The sequence below is a fragment of the Rossellomorea sp. GAMAL-10_SWC genome (assembly GCF_049568075.1).
Lineage (GTDB): Bacteria > Bacillota > Bacilli > Bacillales > Bacillaceae_G > Gottfriedia.
Genome location: NZ_CP144911.1, coordinates 4335123 through 4356213, shown reverse-complemented (window position 1 = coordinate 4356213; position 21091 = coordinate 4335123). Strand labels below are relative to the sequence as shown.

Annotated in this window: 10 protein-coding genes, 5 rRNA genes and 1 other annotated feature; of the genes, 13 read left to right on the top strand and 2 right to left on the bottom strand. The window is 40.7% G+C overall.

Going from position 1 to position 21091, the window contains the following annotated elements; genetic code table 11:
- The first annotated feature begins 40 nt into the window (after positions 1-40).
- The 8 genes from V5E38_RS21195 to rrf (V5E38_RS21160) all read left to right on the top strand — a co-directional run bounded on the left by V5E38_RS21195 (position 41) and on the right by rrf (V5E38_RS21160) (position 11962).
- Positions 41-2978 (top strand): 23S ribosomal RNA (locus V5E38_RS21195).
- Positions 2979-3033: 55 nt separating this feature from the next.
- Positions 3034-3149, top strand: a 5S ribosomal RNA gene (rrf, locus tag V5E38_RS21190).
- A gap of 169 nt (positions 3150-3318) precedes the next feature.
- Complete coding sequence (locus V5E38_RS21185; protein WP_499211351.1) at positions 3319-5073, top strand: ABC transporter ATP-binding protein; 1755 nt, start codon at positions 3319-3321, stop codon at positions 5071-5073.
- A 24-nt stretch (positions 5074-5097) separates the two neighbouring features.
- Entirely contained in the window at positions 5098-5772 is a 675-nt protein-coding gene (locus V5E38_RS21180; protein ID WP_499211350.1) for an MtrA family response regulator transcription factor, read from the top strand.
- The gene (locus V5E38_RS21175; RefSeq protein WP_499211349.1) at positions 5769-6836 is read left to right on the top strand and encodes a HAMP domain-containing sensor histidine kinase; all 1068 of its coding nucleotides are present in this window, start codon (positions 5769-5771) and stop codon (positions 6834-6836) included. Before V5E38_RS21180 ends, V5E38_RS21175 begins: the two co-directional genes overlap by 4 nt.
- Before the next feature lie 314 nt (positions 6837-7150).
- Positions 7151-8700, top strand: a 16S ribosomal RNA gene (locus V5E38_RS21170).
- A gap of 153 nt (positions 8701-8853) precedes the next feature.
- Positions 8854-11791 (top strand): 23S ribosomal RNA (locus V5E38_RS21165).
- Positions 11792-11846: 55 nt separating this feature from the next.
- Positions 11847-11962 (top strand): 5S ribosomal RNA (rrf, locus tag V5E38_RS21160).
- Together the 16S, 23S and 5S rRNA genes form the textbook arrangement of a ribosomal RNA operon.
- Positions 11963-12003: 41 nt before the next feature.
- Here the strand turns inward: rrf (V5E38_RS21160) and V5E38_RS21155 are convergent.
- The gene (locus V5E38_RS21155) at positions 12004-12963 is read right to left on the bottom strand and encodes a YaaC family protein (protein WP_387333239.1); all 960 of its coding nucleotides are present in this window, start codon (positions 12961-12963) and stop codon (positions 12004-12006) included.
- Positions 12964-13078: 115 nt separating this feature from the next.
- On the opposite strand from V5E38_RS21155, the gene guaB reads away from it, so the two are divergent.
- The 5 genes from guaB to serS all read left to right on the top strand — a co-directional run bounded on the left by guaB (position 13079) and on the right by serS (position 19219).
- Entirely contained in the window at positions 13079-14542 is a 1464-nt protein-coding gene (gene guaB, locus V5E38_RS21150; RefSeq protein WP_097978823.1) for an IMP dehydrogenase, read from the top strand.
- 175 nt (positions 14543-14717) lie between these two features.
- Entirely contained in the window at positions 14718-15983 is a 1266-nt protein-coding gene (locus tag V5E38_RS21145) for a serine hydrolase (protein ID WP_499213617.1), read from the top strand.
- A 133-nt stretch (positions 15984-16116) separates the two neighbouring features.
- Complete coding sequence (gene pdxS / locus V5E38_RS21140) at positions 16117-17001, top strand: pyridoxal 5'-phosphate synthase lyase subunit PdxS (protein ID WP_056471238.1); 885 nt, start codon at positions 16117-16119, stop codon at positions 16999-17001.
- Positions 17002-17013: 12 nt separating this feature from the next.
- Positions 17014-17601, top strand: a complete 588-nt coding sequence (pdxT, locus tag V5E38_RS21135; RefSeq protein WP_499211348.1) for a pyridoxal 5'-phosphate synthase glutaminase subunit PdxT — start codon at positions 17014-17016, stop codon at positions 17599-17601.
- 50 nt (positions 17602-17651) lie between these two features.
- Positions 17652-17877, top strand: a binding site (T-box leader).
- 67 nt (positions 17878-17944) lie between these two features.
- Positions 17945-19219 (top strand): serine--tRNA ligase, encoded by a 1275-nt coding sequence (gene serS, locus V5E38_RS21130; RefSeq protein WP_098231020.1) that lies wholly within the window; start codon positions 17945-17947, stop codon positions 19217-19219.
- Positions 19220-19270: 51 nt separating this feature from the next.
- Here serS and cstA read toward each other — a convergent pair whose 3' ends face one another.
- On the bottom strand, positions 19271-21064 hold the full coding sequence (gene cstA, locus V5E38_RS21125) for a carbon starvation CstA family protein (protein ID WP_499211347.1): 1794 nt from the start codon (positions 21062-21064) through the stop codon (positions 19271-19273).
- Positions 21065-21091: the final 27 nt, after the last annotated feature.

The window sequence follows — 21091 nt, the reverse complement described above, 5'->3', positions numbered from 1 at the left end:
CATTAAACTGCGTAAGTTTAATTCAATTAGTTTTAAAATTAGTTAAGTTAGAAAGGGCGCACGGTGGATGCCTTGGCACTAGGAGTCGATGAAGGACGGGACTAACACCGATATGCTTCGGGGAGCTGTAAGTAAGCTTTGATCCGGAGATTTCCGAATGGGGAAACCCACTACTCGTAATGGAGTAGTATCTTTACCTGAAGACATAGGGTACTGAGGACAGACCCAGGGAACTGAAACATCTAAGTACCTGGAGGAATAGAAAGCAATAGCGATTTCCTGAGTAGCGGCGAGCGAAACGGAAGATAGCCCAAACCAAGAGGCTTGCCTCTTGGGGTTGTAGGACACTCTATACGGAGTTACAAAGGAACGGGGTAAATGAAGCGACCTGGAAAGGTCCGTCAAAGAAGGTAAAAACCCTGTAGTTGAAACCTCGTTCCCTCTTGAGTGGATCCTGAGTACGGCGGAACACGTGAAATTCCGTCGGAATCTGGGAGGACCATCTCCCAAGGCTAAATACTACCTAGTGACCGATAGTGAACCAGTACCGTGAGGGAAAGGTGAAAAGCACCCCGGAAGGGGAGTGAAAGAGAACCTGAAACCGTGTGCTTACAAATAGTCAGAGCTCGTTAACGAGTGATGGCGTGCCTTTTGTAGAATGAACCGGCGAGTTACGATCCCGTGCAAGGTTAAGTTGAAGAGACGGAGCCGCAGCGAAAGCGAGTCTGAATAGGGCGATATAGTACGTGGTCGTAGACCCGAAACCGAGTGATCTACCCATGTCCAGGATGAAGTTCAGGTAACACTGAATGGAGGTCCGAACCCACGCACGTTGAAAAGTGCGGGGATGAGGTGTGGGTAGCGGAGAAATTCCAATCGAACTCGGAGATAGCTGGTTCTCCCCGAAATAGCTTTAGGGCTAGCCTTATGTGTTAGAGTCTTGGAGGTAGAGCACTGATTGGACTAGGGGCCCCCAACGGGTTACCGAATTCAGTCAAACTCCGAATGCCAATGACTTATCCATAGGAGTCAGACTACGAGTGATAAGATCCGTGGTCAAGAGGGAAACAGCCCAGACCGCCAGCTAAGGTCCCAAAGTATACGTTAAGTGGAAAAGGATGTGGAGTTGCTTAGACAACCAGGATGTTGGCTTAGAAGCAGCCACCATTTAAAGAGTGCGTAATAGCTCACTGGTCGAGTGACTCTGCGCCGAAAATGTAACGGGGCTAAACGTATCACCGAAGCTGCGGATTGATACCGTATGGTATCAGTGGTAGGGGAGCGTTCTAAGGGCGTTGAAGCTAGATCGTAAGGACTGGTGGAGCGCTTAGAAGTGAGAATGCCGGTATGAGTAGCGAAAGACGGGTGAGAATCCCGTCCACCGTATGCCTAAGGTTTCCTGGGGAAGGCTCGTCCTCCCAGGGTTAGTCAGGACCTAAGCCGAGGCCGACAGGCGTAGGCGATGGACAACAGGTTGATATTCCTGTACCACCTCATTTCCGTTTGAGCAATGGAGGGACGCAGAAAGATAGGGTAAGCGCGCTGCTGGATATGCGCGTCCAAGCAATTAGGCTGATGTGTAGGCAAATCCGCACATCATAAGGCTGAGTTGTGATGGCGAGGGAAATATAGTACCGAAGTTCCTGATTCTACGCTGCCAAGAAAAGCTTCTAGCGAGGAAATAGGTGCCTGTACCGCAAACCGACACAGGTAGGCGAGGAGAGAATCCTAAGGTGAGCGAGAGAACTATGGTTAAGGAACTCGGCAAAATGACCCCGTAACTTCGGGAGAAGGGGTGCTCTTTTGGGTGTATGCCCGGGAGAGCCGCAGTGAAAAGGCCCAAGCGACTGTTTAGCAAAAACACAGGTCTCTGCGAAGCCGCAAGGCGAAGTATAGGGGCTGACGCCTGCCCGGTGCTGGAAGGTTAAGAGGAGGGGTTATCCCTTACGGGAGAAGCTCTGAATTGAAGCCCCAGTAAACGGCGGCCGTAACTATAACGGTCCTAAGGTAGCGAAATTCCTTGTCGGGTAAGTTCCGACCCGCACGAAAGGCGTAACGATTTGGGCACTGTCTCAACCATAGACTCGGTGAAATTATAGTACCTGTGAAGATGCAGGTTACCCGCGACAGGACGGAAAGACCCCGTGGAGCTTTACTGCAGCTTGATATTGAATTTTGGTACAGCTTGTACAGGATAGGTAGGAGCCTGAGAAGCCGGAGCGCTAGCTTCGGTGGAGGCGTCGGTGGGATACTACCCTGGCTGTATTGAAATTCTAACCTAGAGCCGTGATCCGGCTCGGAGACAGTGTCAGGTGGGCAGTTTGACTGGGGCGGTCGCCTCCTAAAGAGTAACGGAGGCGCCCAAAGGTTCCCTCAGAATGGTTGGAAATCATTCGAAGAGTGTAAAGGCATAAGGGAGCTTGACTGCGAGACCTACAAGTCGAGCAGGGACGAAAGTCGGGCTTAGTGATCCGGTGGTTCCGTATGGAAGGGCCATCGCTCAACGGATAAAAGCTACCCCGGGGATAACAGGCTTATCTCCCCCAAGAGTCCACATCGACGGGGAGGTTTGGCACCTCGATGTCGGCTCATCGCATCCTGGGGCTGTAGTCGGTCCCAAGGGTTGGGCTGTTCGCCCATTAAAGCGGTACGCGAGCTGGGTTCAGAACGTCGTGAGACAGTTCGGTCCCTATCCGTCGTGGGCGCAGGAAATTTGAGAGGAGCTGTCCTTAGTACGAGAGGACCGGGATGGACACACCGCTGGTGTACCAGTTGTTCTGCCAAGAGCATGGCTGGGTAGCTATGTGTGGAAGGGATAAGTGCTGAAAGCATCTAAGCATGAAGCCCCCCTCAAGATGAGATTTCCCATAGCGTTAAGCTAGTAAGACCCCTGAGAGACGATCAGGTTGATAGGTCAGAGGTGGAAGCGTGGTGACACGTGGAGCTGACTGATACTAATCGGTCGAGGACTTAACTAACAAGTTTGATAATGACATTATCTAGTTTTGAGGGTACGAAGTACAACTCTATAAATCAGGTGATTATGGCAAAGAGGTCACACCCGTTCCCATACCGAACACGGCAGTTAAGCTCTTTTGCGTCGATGGTAGTTGGGGGTTTCCCCCTGTGAGAGTAGAACGTCGCCTGGTAACCAAAAACATCAGCCTAATAGCTGATGTTTTTTTGCGTTATAAAAAAATATTTAAGATGTCGATTTATATCAAGAAAAAAATAATTTAGTTCATTCTTTATTCATATTTTAGTTGTAAATTTTAAAGGTAATGTAGATAAAAAATAGTAAGAGTAAGGAGTAAAGATATGAAAGAAGAAACTAATTCAAATAAAAAAAGTGACTGGAGAAATTTTATCTCTTTAATAAAAAATGCAAATCCTCCCAAATGGTTGTTTGCAATAGGCGTACTATTAAGTGTAGCCACTACTTTAGTCGGGTTACTATTACCTTTGCTTACTAAGAAATTTGTAGATGGTTTTTCATTAGCATCCTTAAGTGCCGGACAAATAGCGGTTTTTGTTACTGTACTAATCATACAGGCTATTTCATCAGCAGCTTCGATCTATCTGCTTAGCCGCGTAGGAAATACAGTTGTTGCCAATGTAAGACACCGATTGTGGAAGAAAATGATTGTACTTCCAATATCTTATTTCGATGAGACTCAGACTGGTGATAATGTTAGTCGAGTTACGAATGATACAGCAATTTTAAAAATGCTAATAACAGAACATATTACAAACTTTTTAACAGGAATCATATCAATTATTGGATCTTTTATATTACTACTAGTATTAGATTGGAGAATGACATTAGTAACATTTAGTATTATACCTGTCATTGCTCTTATATTTATCCCTATTGGAAAACAAATGTCAAAATTATCAAAAGCAACCCAAGATGAGACAGCAAAATTCACATCATTAATAAGCCAAGTTTTTTCAGAAATTAGATTAGTAAAAGTTTCGAATGCAGAAACTACTGAAATTACTAATGGAAACAAGGGAATTAATAATTTATTATCTTTCGGTATTAAGGAAGGAAAGTTACACTCTTTCATTGGTCCAATTGTTTCATTTGTATTGATGCTTATTTTAGTAGTTATTATTGGATATGGCGGGGTTAGGGTCTCATCAGGTGCAATAACTGCAGGGGCTTTAGTAGCCTATATACTGTATTTATTCCAAATTATCTTCCCAATAACGCAAATTACACATTTCTTTACTGAGCTTCAAAAAACAAAAGGTGCTACTGAAAGAATGATCAGTATATTAGAACTAGAAGAAGAAGATTATCAAACTGGAAAAGATGAAGTTGATATGAACTTACCAATTAAGATTAATAAGTTACATTTTGCGTATAAGGAAGAAGAGCTGTTAATAAATCTTAATTTTGTGATTCCTCCGGGTAAGGTAACAGCTATTGTAGGGCCAAGTGGAAGTGGAAAGACAACTTTATTTTCACTCGTTGAACGGTTCTATCCTCCTAAAAATGGGGAAATAACAATTGGAGATAATCCAATTATTAGTTTCAATTTAGAGAGTTGGAGAAAACAAATAGGTTATGTTGCACAAGAAAGTCCACTAATTGTAGGGACAATTAGAGATAACATTTGTTATGGGATTAAAAGAGAGATATCTAATGAAGAATTGGCTTATGTATCCAGTATGGCATATGTAGATCAATTTGTTAATGACTTACCTGAAGGTTTTAATACAGAGGTTGGAGAAAGAGGTATAAAACTCTCTGGGGGGCAAAGACAACGAATAGGTATTGCCAGAGCTTTACTAAGAAACCCTAAATTATTAATGTTGGATGAGGCAACTTCGAATCTCGATAGTAGGTCGGAATTAGTTGTACAAAATGCACTTTCCAATTTAATGAAAGGGAGAACTACGTTAATTATTGCTCATCGTCTTTCCACAGTTATAGATGCGGATCAAATTGTATTTTTAGATAAAGGAAAAATAACTGGTATTGGGACACATGAAGAATTATATAGTAACCATTTAATGTATAGAGAATTTGCAGAACAACAATTAAGAGTAAATAATGCAGTGTGATTAAATTTTAGGGAAGGTGTTTTTATGGCTAGTATCTTAATCGTAGACGACGATCCACATATTCGAAAACTATTAAATGTTTTACTTCGAGATGAGGGCTTTACTGTTTTTGAGGCTACAAATGGTATTGAAGCAATTAGTGTTTTTGAAGATAACAAAATAGATATGTTAATTATTGACTTAATGATGCCTAAAATGGATGGATTCGAACTTTGTAGAGAAATACGTAACGAATGTGATCTTCCTATAATTATGCTAACTGCAAAAGGTGAAACCGAACAGAAAGTTAGGGGGTTTAAATTAGGGACCGACGACTATATTGTAAAACCGTTTGAACCAGTCGAATTGGTTGTTCGGGTAAAAGCTTTATTAAGAAGATCAAAAATATCTTCATCTAAAATTGTTCAAATAGGAAGTTTAGTAATAGACCACGGTAATTACAAAGTTCTAAATGAAAATGAAGTAATCAATATGCCATTGAAAGAGTTAGAACTTTTATTTACTTTAGCAAGCTCTTTAGGTAGGACTTATTCCAGAGAACAATTAATTGAAAACATTTGGGGATTCGATTATGCAGGGGATGAAAGAACTGTAGATGTTCATATAAAGCGATTGAGGGAAAGATTTCCCGAGAAAGAATTTGGTTTTAAAATTTCGACTGTATGGGGATTAGGGTATCGAATGGAGTTATTGAAATGAAAGTATTAAAAAAAATTAGAGATGTTATTGGGGCTACATTATTATTAACGACTGCAATAACGATCGGAAGCGTAATTGTTCACTATTCTACTATTTACTTATATGAACATCATCTCACTAATTTATCAGATTTAACGAAACGAATCATAAATACTTTTTTAACCTTTCTATTATTAATGCTCGGAGGAGCTGTGTTTGGTAGAATGTTTCATCATCCAAAGCAAATGAAAATGGTAAAAGAAATTATGCAGGCAATTAGAAGTATTTCAAGAGGTGAGTTTAACGTATCGGTGGATCTTGAAAAATTCAGGAATGCATTTGGTGGTGAAATAGGACAGATAATAGATAGCTTTAACAATATGGCCAAAAATTTAGATCAAATGGAAAACATGCGACAAGAGTTTATTTCTAACGTTTCACATGAAATTCAATCGCCTTTAACATCTATTAAAGGTTTTGCTAGAGTCTTGCAAAATGAAAGTTTACCATTAGAAGAGCGAAAGCAATATTTAAATATAATTGAGTATGAAAGTACAAGATTATCGAAGCTAAGTGATAATCTACTAAAGCTAACTTCTCTAGAATCACAAAACCAGCCAATAGAAAAGAACAGTTTTTCATTAAATAGCCAACTTATGTACTCATTGTTAAGCTGCGAACCTCAGATATTGGAAAAAAATATCAATATGCATGTTGACCTTGGTAAAATTGACTTTATTGGAGACGAAGCTCTTTTGAATCAGGTTTGGATGAATTTAATTACAAACAGTATAAAGTTTACTTCTAACGATGGTGATATATTTATATCTGCTATACAAGATAATGACAAGGTAGTTATACAAATTCAAGATACTGGAATTGGTATTTCTGAAGAAGATCAAGTGCATATATTTGAAAGATTTTATAAAGCAGATAAATCAAGAGACAGAACAACCGGCGGAAATGGATTGGGTTTATCAATCGTAAAGAAAATTGTTGATATGCACAAAGGGATAGTATATGTAAAAAGTGAGATCGGTAAAGGCTCACTATTTGTAGTAGAATTACCTATAAAGGCGGAGTAATTGTTTTTCATTATAGAAAATAGCGTTTAGTAAAGTTAACTATTCTTTTGCTATAATGAGAAATATGATCTTTTTATTATAAAGTTATTGCAATCAAAAAAGATTAATGGTATATTATTAAACGTTGTCACATTAAACCAATAAATGAGGCAAGAAAATAATATAAAAAAGTTGTTGACCAAACAAACTTAAATATGTTATTATTATATAAGTCGCTAAGAGATAAGCGACAAAATGAACTTTGAAAACTAAACAAAACATGAAGTAAACGTCAATTATTAGTTTTTTGAGCAATACAAGATTTAAACTTAACTTTTATGGAGAGTTTGATCCTGGCTCAGGACGAACGCTGGCGGCGTGCCTAATACATGCAAGTCGAGCGGACTAATGGGAGCTTGCTCCCGTTAGTTAGCGGCGGACGGGTGAGTAACACGTGGGCAACCTACCTGTAAGACTGGGATAACTTCGGGAAACCGGAGCTAATACCGGATGATATAAAGGAACTCCTGTTCCTTTATTGAAAGATGGCTTCGGCTATCACTTTAAGATGGGCCCGCGGCGCATTAGCTAGTTGGTGAGGTAACGGCTCACCAAGGCGACGATGCGTAGCCGACCTGAGAGGGTGATCGGCCACACTGGGACTGAGACACGGCCCAGACTCCTACGGGAGGCAGCAGTAGGGAATCTTCCGCAATGGACGAAAGTCTGACGGAGCAACGCCGCGTGAGCGATGAAGGCCTTCGGGTCGTAAAGCTCTGTTGTTAGGGAAGAATAAGTGCTAGTTGAATAAGCTGGCATCTTGACGGTACCTAACCAGAAAGCCACGGCTAACTACGTGCCAGCAGCCGCGGTAATACGTAGGTGGCAAGCGTTGTCCGGAATTATTGGGCGTAAAGCGCGCGCAGGCGGTTTCTTAAGTCTGATGTGAAAGCCCCCGGCTCAACCGGGGAGGGTCATTGGAAACTGGGAAACTTGAGTGCAGAAGAGGAAAGTGGAATTCCAAGTGTAGCGGTGAAATGCGTAGAGATTTGGAGGAACACCAGTGGCGAAGGCGACTTTCTGGTCTGTAACTGACGCTGAGGCGCGAAAGCGTGGGGAGCAAACAGGATTAGATACCCTGGTAGTCCACGCTGTAAACGATGAGTGCTAAGTGTTAGAGGGTTTCCGCCCTTTAGTGCTGAAGTTAACGCATTAAGCACTCCGCCTGGGGAGTACGGTCGCAAGACTGAAACTCAAAGGAATTGACGGGGGCCCGCACAAGTGGTGGAGCATGTGGTTTAATTCGAAGCAACGCGAAGAACCTTACCAGGTCTTGACATCCTCTGACAACCCTAGAGATAGGGCTTTCCCTTCGGGGACAGAGTGACAGGTGGTGCATGGTTGTCGTCAGCTCGTGTCGTGAGATGTTGGGTTAAGTCCCGCAACGAGCGCAACCCTTGATCTTAGTTGCCAGCATTTAGTTGGGCACTCTAAGGTGACTGCCGGTGACAAACCGGAGGAAGGTGGGGATGACGTCAAATCATCATGCCCCTTATGACCTGGGCTACACACGTGCTACAATGGATAGTACAAAGGGTTGCAAGACCGCGAGGTGGAGCTAATCCCATAAAACTATTCTCAGTTCGGATTGTAGGCTGCAACTCGCCTACATGAAGCCGGAATCACTAGTAATCGCGGATCAGCATGCCGCGGTGAATACGTTCCCGGGCCTTGTACACACCGCCCGTCACACCACGAGAGTTTGTAACACCCGAAGTCGGTGGGGTAACCTTTTAGGGGCCAGCCGCCTAAGGTGGGACAGATGATTGGGGTGAAGTCGTAACAAGGTAGCCGTATCGGAAGGTGCGGCTGGATCACCTCCTTTCTATGGAGACATCATGAACCGATGGTTCATGTATGAAAATGTTTCTTCATTGTTTTGTTTAGTTTTGAGAGTTCACTCTCAACTTTGTACCTTGAAAACTAGATAATGTCATTCATTAAACTGCGTAAGTTTAATTCAATTAGTTTTAAAATTAGTTAAGTTAGAAAGGGCGCACGGTGGATGCCTTGGCACTAGGAGTCGATGAAGGACGGGACTAACACCGATATGCTTCGGGGAGCTGTAAGTAAGCTTTGATCCGGAGATTTCCGAATGGGGAAACCCACTACTCGTAATGGAGTAGTATCTTTACCTGAAGACATAGGGTACTGAGGACAGACCCAGGGAACTGAAACATCTAAGTACCTGGAGGAATAGAAAGCAATAGCGATTTCCTGAGTAGCGGCGAGCGAAACGGAAGATAGCCCAAACCAAGAGGCTTGCCTCTTGGGGTTGTAGGACACTCTATACGGAGTTACAAAGGAACGGGGTAAATGAAGCGACCTGGAAAGGTCCGTCAAAGAAGGTAAAAACCCTGTAGTTGAAACCTCGTTCCCTCTTGAGTGGATCCTGAGTACGGCGGAACACGTGAAATTCCGTCGGAATCTGGGAGGACCATCTCCCAAGGCTAAATACTACCTAGTGACCGATAGTGAACCAGTACCGTGAGGGAAAGGTGAAAAGCACCCCGGAAGGGGAGTGAAAGAGAACCTGAAACCGTGTGCTTACAAATAGTCAGAGCTCGTTAACGAGTGATGGCGTGCCTTTTGTAGAATGAACCGGCGAGTTACGATCCCGTGCAAGGTTAAGTTGAAGAGACGGAGCCGCAGCGAAAGCGAGTCTGAATAGGGCGATATAGTACGTGGTCGTAGACCCGAAACCGAGTGATCTACCCATGTCCAGGATGAAGTTCAGGTAACACTGAATGGAGGTCCGAACCCACGCACGTTGAAAAGTGCGGGGATGAGGTGTGGGTAGCGGAGAAATTCCAATCGAACTCGGAGATAGCTGGTTCTCCCCGAAATAGCTTTAGGGCTAGCCTTATGTGTTAGAGTCTTGGAGGTAGAGCACTGATTGGACTAGGGGCCCCCAACGGGTTACCGAATTCAGTCAAACTCCGAATGCCAATGACTTATCCATAGGAGTCAGACTACGAGTGATAAGATCCGTGGTCAAGAGGGAAACAGCCCAGACCGCCAGCTAAGGTCCCAAAGTATACGTTAAGTGGAAAAGGATGTGGAGTTGCTTAGACAACCAGGATGTTGGCTTAGAAGCAGCCACCATTTAAAGAGTGCGTAATAGCTCACTGGTCGAGTGACTCTGCGCCGAAAATGTAACGGGGCTAAACGTATCACCGAAGCTGCGGATTGATACCGTATGGTATCAGTGGTAGGGGAGCGTTCTAAGGGCGTTGAAGCTAGATCGTAAGGACTGGTGGAGCGCTTAGAAGTGAGAATGCCGGTATGAGTAGCGAAAGACGGGTGAGAATCCCGTCCACCGTATGCCTAAGGTTTCCTGGGGAAGGCTCGTCCTCCCAGGGTTAGTCAGGACCTAAGCCGAGGCCGACAGGCGTAGGCGATGGACAACAGGTTGATATTCCTGTACCACCTCATTTCCGTTTGAGCAATGGAGGGACGCAGAAAGATAGGGTAAGCGCGCTGCTGGATATGCGCGTCCAAGCAATTAGGCTGATGTGTAGGCAAATCCGCACATCATAAGGCTGAGTTGTGATGGCGAGGGAAATATAGTACCGAAGTTCCTGATTCTACGCTGCCAAGAAAAGCTTCTAGCGAGGAAATAGGTGCCTGTACCGCAAACCGACACAGGTAGGCGAGGAGAGAATCCTAAGGTGAGCGAGAGAACTATGGTTAAGGAACTCGGCAAAATGACCCCGTAACTTCGGGAGAAGGGGTGCTCTTTTGGGTGTATGCCCGGGAGAGCCGCAGTGAAAAGGCCCAAGCGACTGTTTAGCAAAAACACAGGTCTCTGCGAAGCCGCAAGGCGAAGTATAGGGGCTGACGCCTGCCCGGTGCTGGAAGGTTAAGAGGAGGGGTTATCCCTTACGGGAGAAGCTCTGAATTGAAGCCCCAGTAAACGGCGGCCGTAACTATAACGGTCCTAAGGTAGCGAAATTCCTTGTCGGGTAAGTTCCGACCCGCACGAAAGGCGTAACGATTTGGGCACTGTCTCAACCATAGACTCGGTGAAATTATAGTACCTGTGAAGATGCAGGTTACCCGCGACAGGACGGAAAGACCCCGTGGAGCTTTACTGCAGCTTGATATTGAATTTTGGTACAGCTTGTACAGGATAGGTAGGAGCCTGAGAAGCCGGAGCGCTAGCTTCGGTGGAGGCGTCGGTGGGATACTACCCTGGCTGTATTGAAATTCTAACCTAGAGCCGTGATCCGGCTCGGAGACAGTGTCAGGTGGGCAGTTTGACTGGGGCGGTCGCCTCCTAAAGAGTAACGGAGGCGCCCAAAGGTTCCCTCAGAATGGTTGGAAATCATTCGAAGAGTGTAAAGGCATAAGGGAGCTTGACTGCGAGACCTACAAGTCGAGCAGGGACGAAAGTCGGGCTTAGTGATCCGGTGGTTCCGCATGGAAGGGCCATCGCTCAACGGATAAAAGCTACCCCGGGGATAACAGGCTTATCTCCCCCAAGAGTCCACATCGACGGGGAGGTTTGGCACCTCGATGTCGGCTCATCGCATCCTGGGGCTGTAGTCGGTCCCAAGGGTTGGGCTGTTCGCCCATTAAAGCGGTACGCGAGCTGGGTTCAGAACGTCGTGAGACAGTTCGGTCCCTATCCGTCGTGGGCGCAGGAAATTTGAGAGGAGCTGTCCTTAGTACGAGAGGACCGGGATGGACACACCGCTGGTGTACCAGTTGTTCTGCCAAGAGCATGGCTGGGTAGCTATGTGTGGAAGGGATAAGTGCTGAAAGCATCTAAGCATGAAGCCCCCCTCAAGATGAGATTTCCCATAGCGTTAAGCTAGTAAGACCCCTGAGAGACGATCAGGTTGATAGGTCAGAGGTGGAAGCGTGGTGACACGTGGAGCTGACTGATACTAATCGGTCGAGGACTTAACTAACAAGTTTGATAATGACATTATCTAGTTTTGAGGGTACGAAGTACAACTCTATAAATCAGGTGATTATGGCAAAGAGGTCACACCCGTTCCCATACCGAACACGGCAGTTAAGCTCTTTTGCGTCGATGGTAGTTGGGGGTTTCCCCCTGTGAGAGTAGAACGTCGCCTGGTAACGAAAAACATCAGCTATTCGGCTGATGTTTTTTGGTTTATTATGTAGTTAAAAAACGATGAATTAAATAAGGAATTTTTTGTTCTGTTGTTGTTAAAAATTGGTTTATTAAAGGATAATCATCAGTAGAATAAGTCTGTAAAAGTTCACACCACCAGTCAGTTTCATATCGACAAATCATACTCAAGTTATATAAAAGTAGATAGTGGTATAGAATTTCAGGTAATAATAAAAGCGCTTCCTTTTGTGATTTTATAAAATAATTTTGATTTAATATATTAAAATAAAATGGTGCTTTACTTAAAATTTTATCAGGAAAATTTGACTTAATTTTAATTTGCTTTTGATTCTGTTCAACAATTACAATATCTATTGAAGCTTGCTTTGATTGAAGAAATGAAATAAAACGTTCTGAAGTAAAATGATAAGATGACAAAATTTGTTCAGGTAGAGTGATTACATCATGATCAACTGTAGTTGGAAGAAATAAGTTTCCTTTTTTGGTAATTTTAAGGACCTTATTTAATTCCGGTATTGATTGTAAAAGCTGAAGCATTGTAAATTTTTCGTTTTCTAAATTATTTAGATTAAATAATACTTTAGAAGCATGAGTAAATAATCCATTTTTTTGGATTTTAACTTCGTCATCAACAAAAGAGTATCCTACTTTTTTTATTTTTCTTGAGGTAACACCATGAGCCAGGATTGCGGTGGTACTCGGATAATCAGGATCCACGGTGAGGATGCAAGCCTTTAATAATTGTACAAGCCCATAAAACAGTAATGTAGGTTTTACATTAATTTGCGAATTTTGAGCTGCATGAAAATAACTTTTCCCATGCTCAATGTAATATAAAAATGGATAAGCATTACGGAAAGCCTTTGATTTTTGTTCCTTGAAATTAGTTCGTTCATATTTTGTTTGAAGATAGCTTTTTGAATATTGCGCAGAGCTAAAATAACATAGCTCATCCCATACATTACTATACGAATATAACATAAGAGAGGAACTCCTTATTAACTGAATATTTAAACATAATTTGACTTCCTTGACAGTGTTTTATCCTATTGTTAATCTACTAATAATATTTATACGTGTATAGGGGGGCTTTTTTATGTGGGAATCAAAATTCGTAAAAGAAGGACTTACTTTTGATGATGTATTACTAGTTCCAGCGAAATCTGAAGTACTTCCAAATCAAGTTGATGTGAGTGTGAGATTAACTGAAAAAATTCAATTAAATATTCCATTAATCAGCGCAGGGATGGATACAGTTACAGAAGCAGATATGGCCATTGCAATGGCTAGACAAGGTGGACTAGGTATTATCCACAAAAATATGTCAATTGAAGAGCAAGCTGAACAGGTAGACAAAGTAAAGCGTTCTGAAAGTGGTGTAATTGATGATCCATTCTTCTTAACACCATCTCATAAAGTTGCAGACGCTGAATATTTAATGGGTAAATATCGTATTTCAGGTGTACCAATCGTAAATGATACGGAGAATCGAAAATTAGTAGGTATTTTAACAAATCGTGATTTGCGTTTTATTCAAGATTATTCAATTGTTATTTCAGATGTTATGACAAAAGAAAATCTTGTAACTGCTCCTGTTGGAACTACACTTGCAGAAGCAGAAAAAATTCTTCAAAAACATAAAATCGAAAAGCTACCCCTAGTTAATGAAGACGGTACTTTAAAGGGCCTAATTACAATTAAGGATATCGAAAAAGTAATCGAGTTTCCAAACTCAGCGAAAGATCAACAAGGACGATTACTTGTAGGTGCAGCTGTAGGAGTAACAAAAGATGCACTGCAAAGAGTAGAGTTATTAGTGAAAGCTAATGTAGATGTAATTGTAATTGATACAGCACATGGTCACTCTAAAGGCGTTATTGAAAAAGTAAAAGAAATTAGAAGTAGATTCCCAGAATTAGCAATCATCGCAGGTAATGTTGCAACAGGTGAAGCAACAAAAGAACTTATTGAAGCTGGAGCAGATATCGTTAAAGTTGGTATTGGACCAGGTTCTATCTGTACAACTCGAGTTGTTGCTGGAGTAGGTGTTCCTCAACTAACAGCGGTTTATGACTGTGCTTCTGTTGCTAGAGAGTACGGAGTTCCTATTATTGCTGATGGCGGTATTAAGTACTCTGGTGATATCGTTAAAGCCCTTGCAGCTGGTGGACATGTAGTTATGTTAGGAAGTATGTTTGCTGGTGTACAAGAAAGCCCAGGTGAAACAGAAATCTTCCAAGGTAGACAATTTAAAGTATACCGTGGTATGGGTTCTGTTGGAGCAATGGAAAGAGGAAGTAAAGATCGTTATTTCCAAGAAGGTAATAAAAAACTAGTTCCTGAAGGTATAGAAGGACGTGTTCCATATAAAGGCCCATTAGCTGATACAGTTCACCAACTAATTGGTGGAATTAGAGCTGGTATGGGTTACTGTGGTACTGCTACATTAAATGAATTAAGAGATAACGCACAGTTTATTCGTATGTCTGGTGCTGGATTACGTGAAAGTCATCCACACGATGTTCATATTACAAAAGAAGCACCAAATTACTCACTATAATAATTTAAGCAATGTACCTAGGGCAATTACAAGAAATTGTAGTTGCCTATTTTTTGGGAAATAATTGTGTTAAAATGTACAAGTGAGATTAAAGGTTGGAGGTAAAACAGTGATTGGAAAGAAAATACTAACGAAATTAATCGTAATAGCATTAGCGATAACTATAATCATCCCAATGAATTTACGACCGGCTGCTGCAGAGGACGTATTAGACATTAAAGCTAAAGCTGCAATTTTAGTTGATGCAAATTCAGGGAAAATATTATATGAAAAAAATTCAAAAGCTCCATTACCGATTGCAAGTATGTCAAAAATGATGACAGAATATCTAGTTAATGAAGCTGTAAAAAATGGAAAAATCTCTTGGGACGATAAAGTAACTGTTTCTGATTATGCTCATAAAATCTCTCAAAACACAGGATTATCTAATGTACCACTTGAATTAGGTGGTCAATATACAGTAAGAGAACTATATGAAGCAGCTGCTATTTATTCAGCAAATGGTGCGACAATTGCACTAGCAGAAAAAATTGGTGGATCTGAGAAAAACTTCGTCCAATTAATGAACGATAAAGCAAAGAAACTAGATCTAGGAGACGTTAAATTTGTTAATGCTACTGGTTTAGTAAATAAAGACTTACAAGGTATGCAACCAGAGGGAACTTCCCTTACTGATGAAAATATTATGTCAGCAAACGGTGTTGCAAAATTAGCTTATAATCTAATCAAAACATATCCTGAAGTACTTCAAACTTCTTCAATTCCAAAGAAAACATTCCAAGAAGGTGGCAAGTATCCAGTAAAAATGGATAACTGGAACTGGATGTTACCAGGGTTAGTATTTCAATACCCAGGTATGGATGGATTAAAAACGGGTTCAACAGATTCAGCTGGCTTCTGTTTTACTGGAACTGCTAAAAGAGATGGTCAACGTTATATTACAGTTGTAATGGGGGCAAATTCTTATAACTCAAGATTTAGTGAAACGGCCAAATTAATGGATTATGGTTTCAGTAACTTCGAAAAAGTTACATTGGTATCAAAAGGTCAAACAGTAAAAGGTAATAAAACAGTAAAAGTAGTTAAAGGTAAAGATAATGACGTAAAAGTAGTAGCAAAAGACGATGTTACTTTAGCTATAAAACGCGGCGAAGCTAAAAATTATAAAGCAACAGTCCAATTATCAGGTAAATCAATTGATAAAGATGGAAATATTATAGCTCCGATTAAAAAAGGAACAAAGGTTGGACAAATTGTGGTTAAATCTTCAAAGAATGAAGATTTAGGATTTATCAATACTAATAATCAATCGTACGATTTAGTAGTTGATAAAAGTGTTGATAAAGCAAATTGGTTAGTATTATCATTTAGAGGAATTGGATCATTTTTTGGAAATTTATGGGATAGTATCATAAGCGGAATTGGTGGTTTATTTAAATAAATTTCTATATAAACATATCAGTAATTGTTAAGTTGTCATTTTTTCAGTAAAATAAAAGTAAGGTAACTTTAACTAGGGGAAGAGAAATACTAAAATGTTACCAAGTAAGCTTTAATAATGGAGGGGCATAACAATGAATTTAACAGGAACAGAACGTGTAAAACGCGGCATGGCAGAAATGCAAAAAGGCGGCGTTATTATGGACGTAGTAAATGCTGAGCAAGCTAAAATTGCAGAAGCTGCTGGTGCAGTAGCAGTAATGGCATTAGAAAAGGTACCATCTGACATTCGTGCAGCTGGTGGAGTAGCTCGTATGGCTGATACAAGTATTACTGAGGAAATTCTTAACGCTGTTAGTATTCCTGTAATGGCTAAAGCTCGTATTGGACATATCGTTGAAGCGCGTGTTTTAGAAGCAATGGGAGTAGATTACATCGATGAGAGTGAAGTATTATCTCCAGCAGATGATATCTTCCATATTAATAAATCAGATTACACTGTTCCATTCGTTTGTGGTTGCCGTAACTTAGGTGAAGCACTTCGTCGTATTGGTGAAGGCGCATCTATGCTACGTACAAAAGGTGAGCCAGGTACTGGAAACATTGTAGAAGCAGTACGTCACTTACGCCAAATTAACGGAGAAATCCGCAAAGTAGTTGGTTTATCTCGTGATGAATTAATGGTTGAAGCTAAAAACCTTGGCGCTCCATTCGAATTATTACTTCAAATTAAAGAGCTTGGTCGTTTACCAGTTGTTAACTTCGCTGCTGGCGGCGTAGCAACACCTGCAGACGCAGCTTTAATGATGGAATTAGGGGCTGACGGTGTATTCGTAGGATCTGGTATCTTCAAATCAGAAAACCCTGAGAAATTTGCTCGTGCGATTGTACAAGCTACTACTCACTATCAAGATTATGAATTAATCGCTAACCTTTCTAAAAACTTAGGTCCTGCTATGAAAGGTATCGATATGAGACAACTTGCTGCAGCAGATCGTATGCAAGATCGTAGCATTTAAGTTGGTGATTTTATGAAAATAGGTGTATTAGCATTACAAGGTGCAGTTCAAGAACATATAAATGCAATTAAAGCATGTGGTGCTGAAGCTGTTATCGTGAAACGTGTAGAACATTTAGATGGACTTGATGGTATTGTATTACCTGGTGGTGAGAGCACTGCAATGCGTAAGTTGCTTGACCACGTTGGGTTATTAGAACCGTTAAAAGAGAAAATCGAAAATGGTTTACCAGCATTTGGTACATGTGCAGGCATGATCTTACTTTCGAAAGTGATTGCAAATGATGACACGGTGCATCTAGGAGTTATGGATATGGTAGCTGAACGTAATGCTTATGGTAGACAAGTGGATAGTTTTGAAGTAAACATTCCAATTAAAGGTGTATGTGAAGACTACCCAGCTGTATTTATCAGAGCACCATTTATTCGTTCAGTATCAGGTGATGCAGAGGTTATTGCGGAACATGATGGTAATATTGTAGCAGTTAGACAAAATCACATGTTAGCAGCATCTTTCCATCCGGAATTAACGAATGATTACCGTTTTATGAGTTACTTTGTAGAGATGGTTAAGGAAAAAAGTGCAAATTTAAGTATGTAACTATTGAAAAAAGTAAAAGCTTATAGTAAATTATTATATAATTTAAATTGTTTAAAGCGATGAAAGAAAATAGTAGCAGGTTCTAAATTTATAGAGAGTCGGTGGTTGGTGCAAACCGATAATGAAGACTTGTGAATCCATTCTTGAGTGGGTTACGGAATGCTGTACAGCTAGTAAGTAACCCCGGTACTATAGTCCGTTAACTATACTAAGGTGGAAGGATTATTTATTAATTCTTCAATTAGGGTGGCAACGCGGGTAGCTCTCGTCCCTTTTATGGGATGAGGGCTTTTTTGTATTTATTTTTATCCTTTAGACAATAAAAGAATAGGAGGAATTTAAAATGTTAGACATTAAATTATTACGTAGTAATTTTGAAGATGTTAAAGCAAAGCTTCAGTTACGTGGTGGCGATATAAGCTATATCGAAAAATTTGAAGACTTAGATTTAAACCGTAGAGAATTACTTGTTCAGGTGGAAGGCTTAAAAAGCCGACGTAATGAAGTTAGCCAAGAAATCAGTGTATTAAAGCGTGAGAAAAAAGATGCAGAAGCACTAATTGTTGAGATGAGAGAAGTTGGGGATAAAATTAAAGCTCTAGATGAAGAGATTAGAACTTTAGAAGAACAACTAGATGCTATTTTATTTACAATTCCAAACTTAGTTAGTGATTCAGTACCAGTGGGATTAACAGAAGACGATAATGTTGAAATTCGTAGAATAGGTGAAGTTCGTACATTTGATTTTGAACCAAAGGCACATTGGGACTTAGGTGTTGATTTAGACATTTTAGACTTCGAACGTGGAGCAAAAGTTACTGGTAGTCGTTTTACTTTCTATAAAGGCTTAGGGGCTAGACTTGAACGTGCTTTAATCAGCTTTATGTTAGATCTTCATACAGAGGAGCATGGGTACACTGAAGTATTACCTCCGAACCTTGTAAATCGTGCTAGCATGATCGGTACAGGTCAATTACCAAAATTTGAAGAAGACGCATTCCGTATTGAGAAAGAAGACTTTTTCTTAGTACCTACTGCAGAAGTACCTGTAACAAACTATCACCGTGACGAAATTCTTGATGCTGCACAATTACCGATTGCATATACGGCATATAGCGCGTGTTTCCGTTCTGAGGCAGGTTCTGCCGGTCGTGATACACGTGGACTAATTCGCCAGCATCAATTTAATAAAGTTGAACTAGTGCGCTTTGTAAAACCTGAAGATTCATATATTGAGTTAGAAAAATTAACAGGTCAAGCAGAAAAAGTTCTTCAATTATTAGGACTACCATACCGTGTCATTACATTATGTGCTGGAGATATTGGATTTTCTTCTGCAAAAACGTATGACATTGAAGTTTGGTTACCAAGCTATGATGCATACAAAGAAATTTCTTCTTGTAGTAACTTTGAGGCATTCCAAGCAAGAAGAGCGAATATACGCTTTAGACGTGATCCAAAAGGAAAACCAGAATTTGTTCATACATTAAACGGCTCTGGTCTTGCAATTGGACGTACGGTTTCTGCAATTTTAGAAAACTACCAACAAGCAGATGGCTCAGTTATTATTCCTGAAGTTCTTCGTCCGTATATGGGTGGAAAAGAAGTAATTAAATAAAAAAAGCAGATGGTATTTGAGAAGTGATTCTCAGGTCCATCTGCTTTTTGTTTAGATCGTTTTAACATTAATTTTATAATTATGTGTGTTCCACAATTCCATCCATTTTTTAATGGCTGAAATTAAAATAACGACACCTAAAACTAACATAATGATAGATAAGACACCATTTAACATACTATAACCGGCTGCATTATGGTTTAGATACACATTTTTGATCATCCAGTATCCTGCATAATTTACAGTGATAAATAGGTAGGCAAGAGGAATCAAACAAGTAAGCATATACCAACGTTTATCAGCTATCTTTAATAGCACTGTTGCCCCTATGATTAATCCAATAGAAGCCATTAATTGATTAGATACTCCAAATAGTGCCCAGATTGATCCAATATCCCCTGAAAATAAGAGATACCCCCACATAAAGCATGCTAGTGCACTAGCAAAAATTGATCCTGGTATCCAATCTGTTTTCTTCAATGGTTTATAATATTCACCAAAGAAATCTTGAATTAAATATCGTGCTACTCGAGTTCCAGCGTCAATTGCTGTTAAAATAAATACGGCTTCGAACATAACAACAAACTGGAAGAAATATGATGCTAAGTGACTAAACCATGGGATAGATGTAAATATGTAGGTCATACCAACCGCCAAGGTAACAGCTCCACCAGTACGTCCTTCTAAACTTAATCCAATTTCTTTACTAAGTTCCGGTAAGTGGACAACATTCATTCCTAACGTTTTAAATACTTCTGGAGTAGAGTTAATTGCAAAGTAGTCTGCAGGCTGAAGTGCGGTAGCAGCGATTAAAGCCATAATACCTACTAAACATTCAACTAGCATTGCACCAAATCCTACGACCTTTATATCGGTCCATCGATCAAGCATTTTTGGAGTTGTTCCAGAGCCCACAAATGCATGAAAACCTGAGATTGCTCCACATGCAATTGTAATTGAAATAAAGGGCCAAACTGGACCAGCTAAAATGGGTCCCCCGCCGTTAACAAATTTAGTTACAGTCGGAAATTGGATGGATGGATTAATAATAAATACCCCAATAATGAGTGCAATAAAGACACCGATTTTCATAAAGCTACTTAAATAGTCACGAGGTGCCAGTAAGAGCCATACTGGCAAAGCAGCAGCAAAAAACGCATAGATAGGTAGTATAATTGCCAAAGTTCTCGTATCAAATGTTAAAAAATCACCAATAGCAGTTTCTTGTATAGTCGGTCCCATAAAGACTCCAACCATTAATAAAATAAATCCAATTGTTGAAGCTAATTTTAAATTGCCAGTTTTTTTATAAAGTAGACCAACCCCCATCGCAATTGGTATTGTGATTCCAACTGCAAATGTCCCCCATGGATTATTTTCAAGCGCATGTAGAACAACCATTGAAAGACCGGCCATTGTAATTGTAATAATGAAAAGCATAGCTAGTCCCGTACAGAAGCCTGCAACAGGTCCAAGCTCTTCTTTTGCTACTTCTGATAGCGTCTTTCCTTTCTTTCTCATCGAAGCATATAACACAACAGCATCATGCACTGCTCCGCCGATTACAGCACCTATTAAAAGCCATAACAGACCTGGAAGGTACCCAAATTGAGCGGCTAAAATTGGACCAACTAGAGGGCCAGCTGCTGCGATTGCAGCAAAGTGATGACCGAATGTTACCCATTTGTTAGTAGGAACATAATCCTTACCATCATTTAACTCGTGAGCTGGAGTAGGTATAGAATCATTTAACTTAAGTACCTTCACAGCCATAAATGTTCCGTATAGACGATATGCAATCATCAAAATACACATAGAAGCAATAACAATTGTAACCGCATTCATTTTAATTAATAAGCCTCCCCTGTTTCT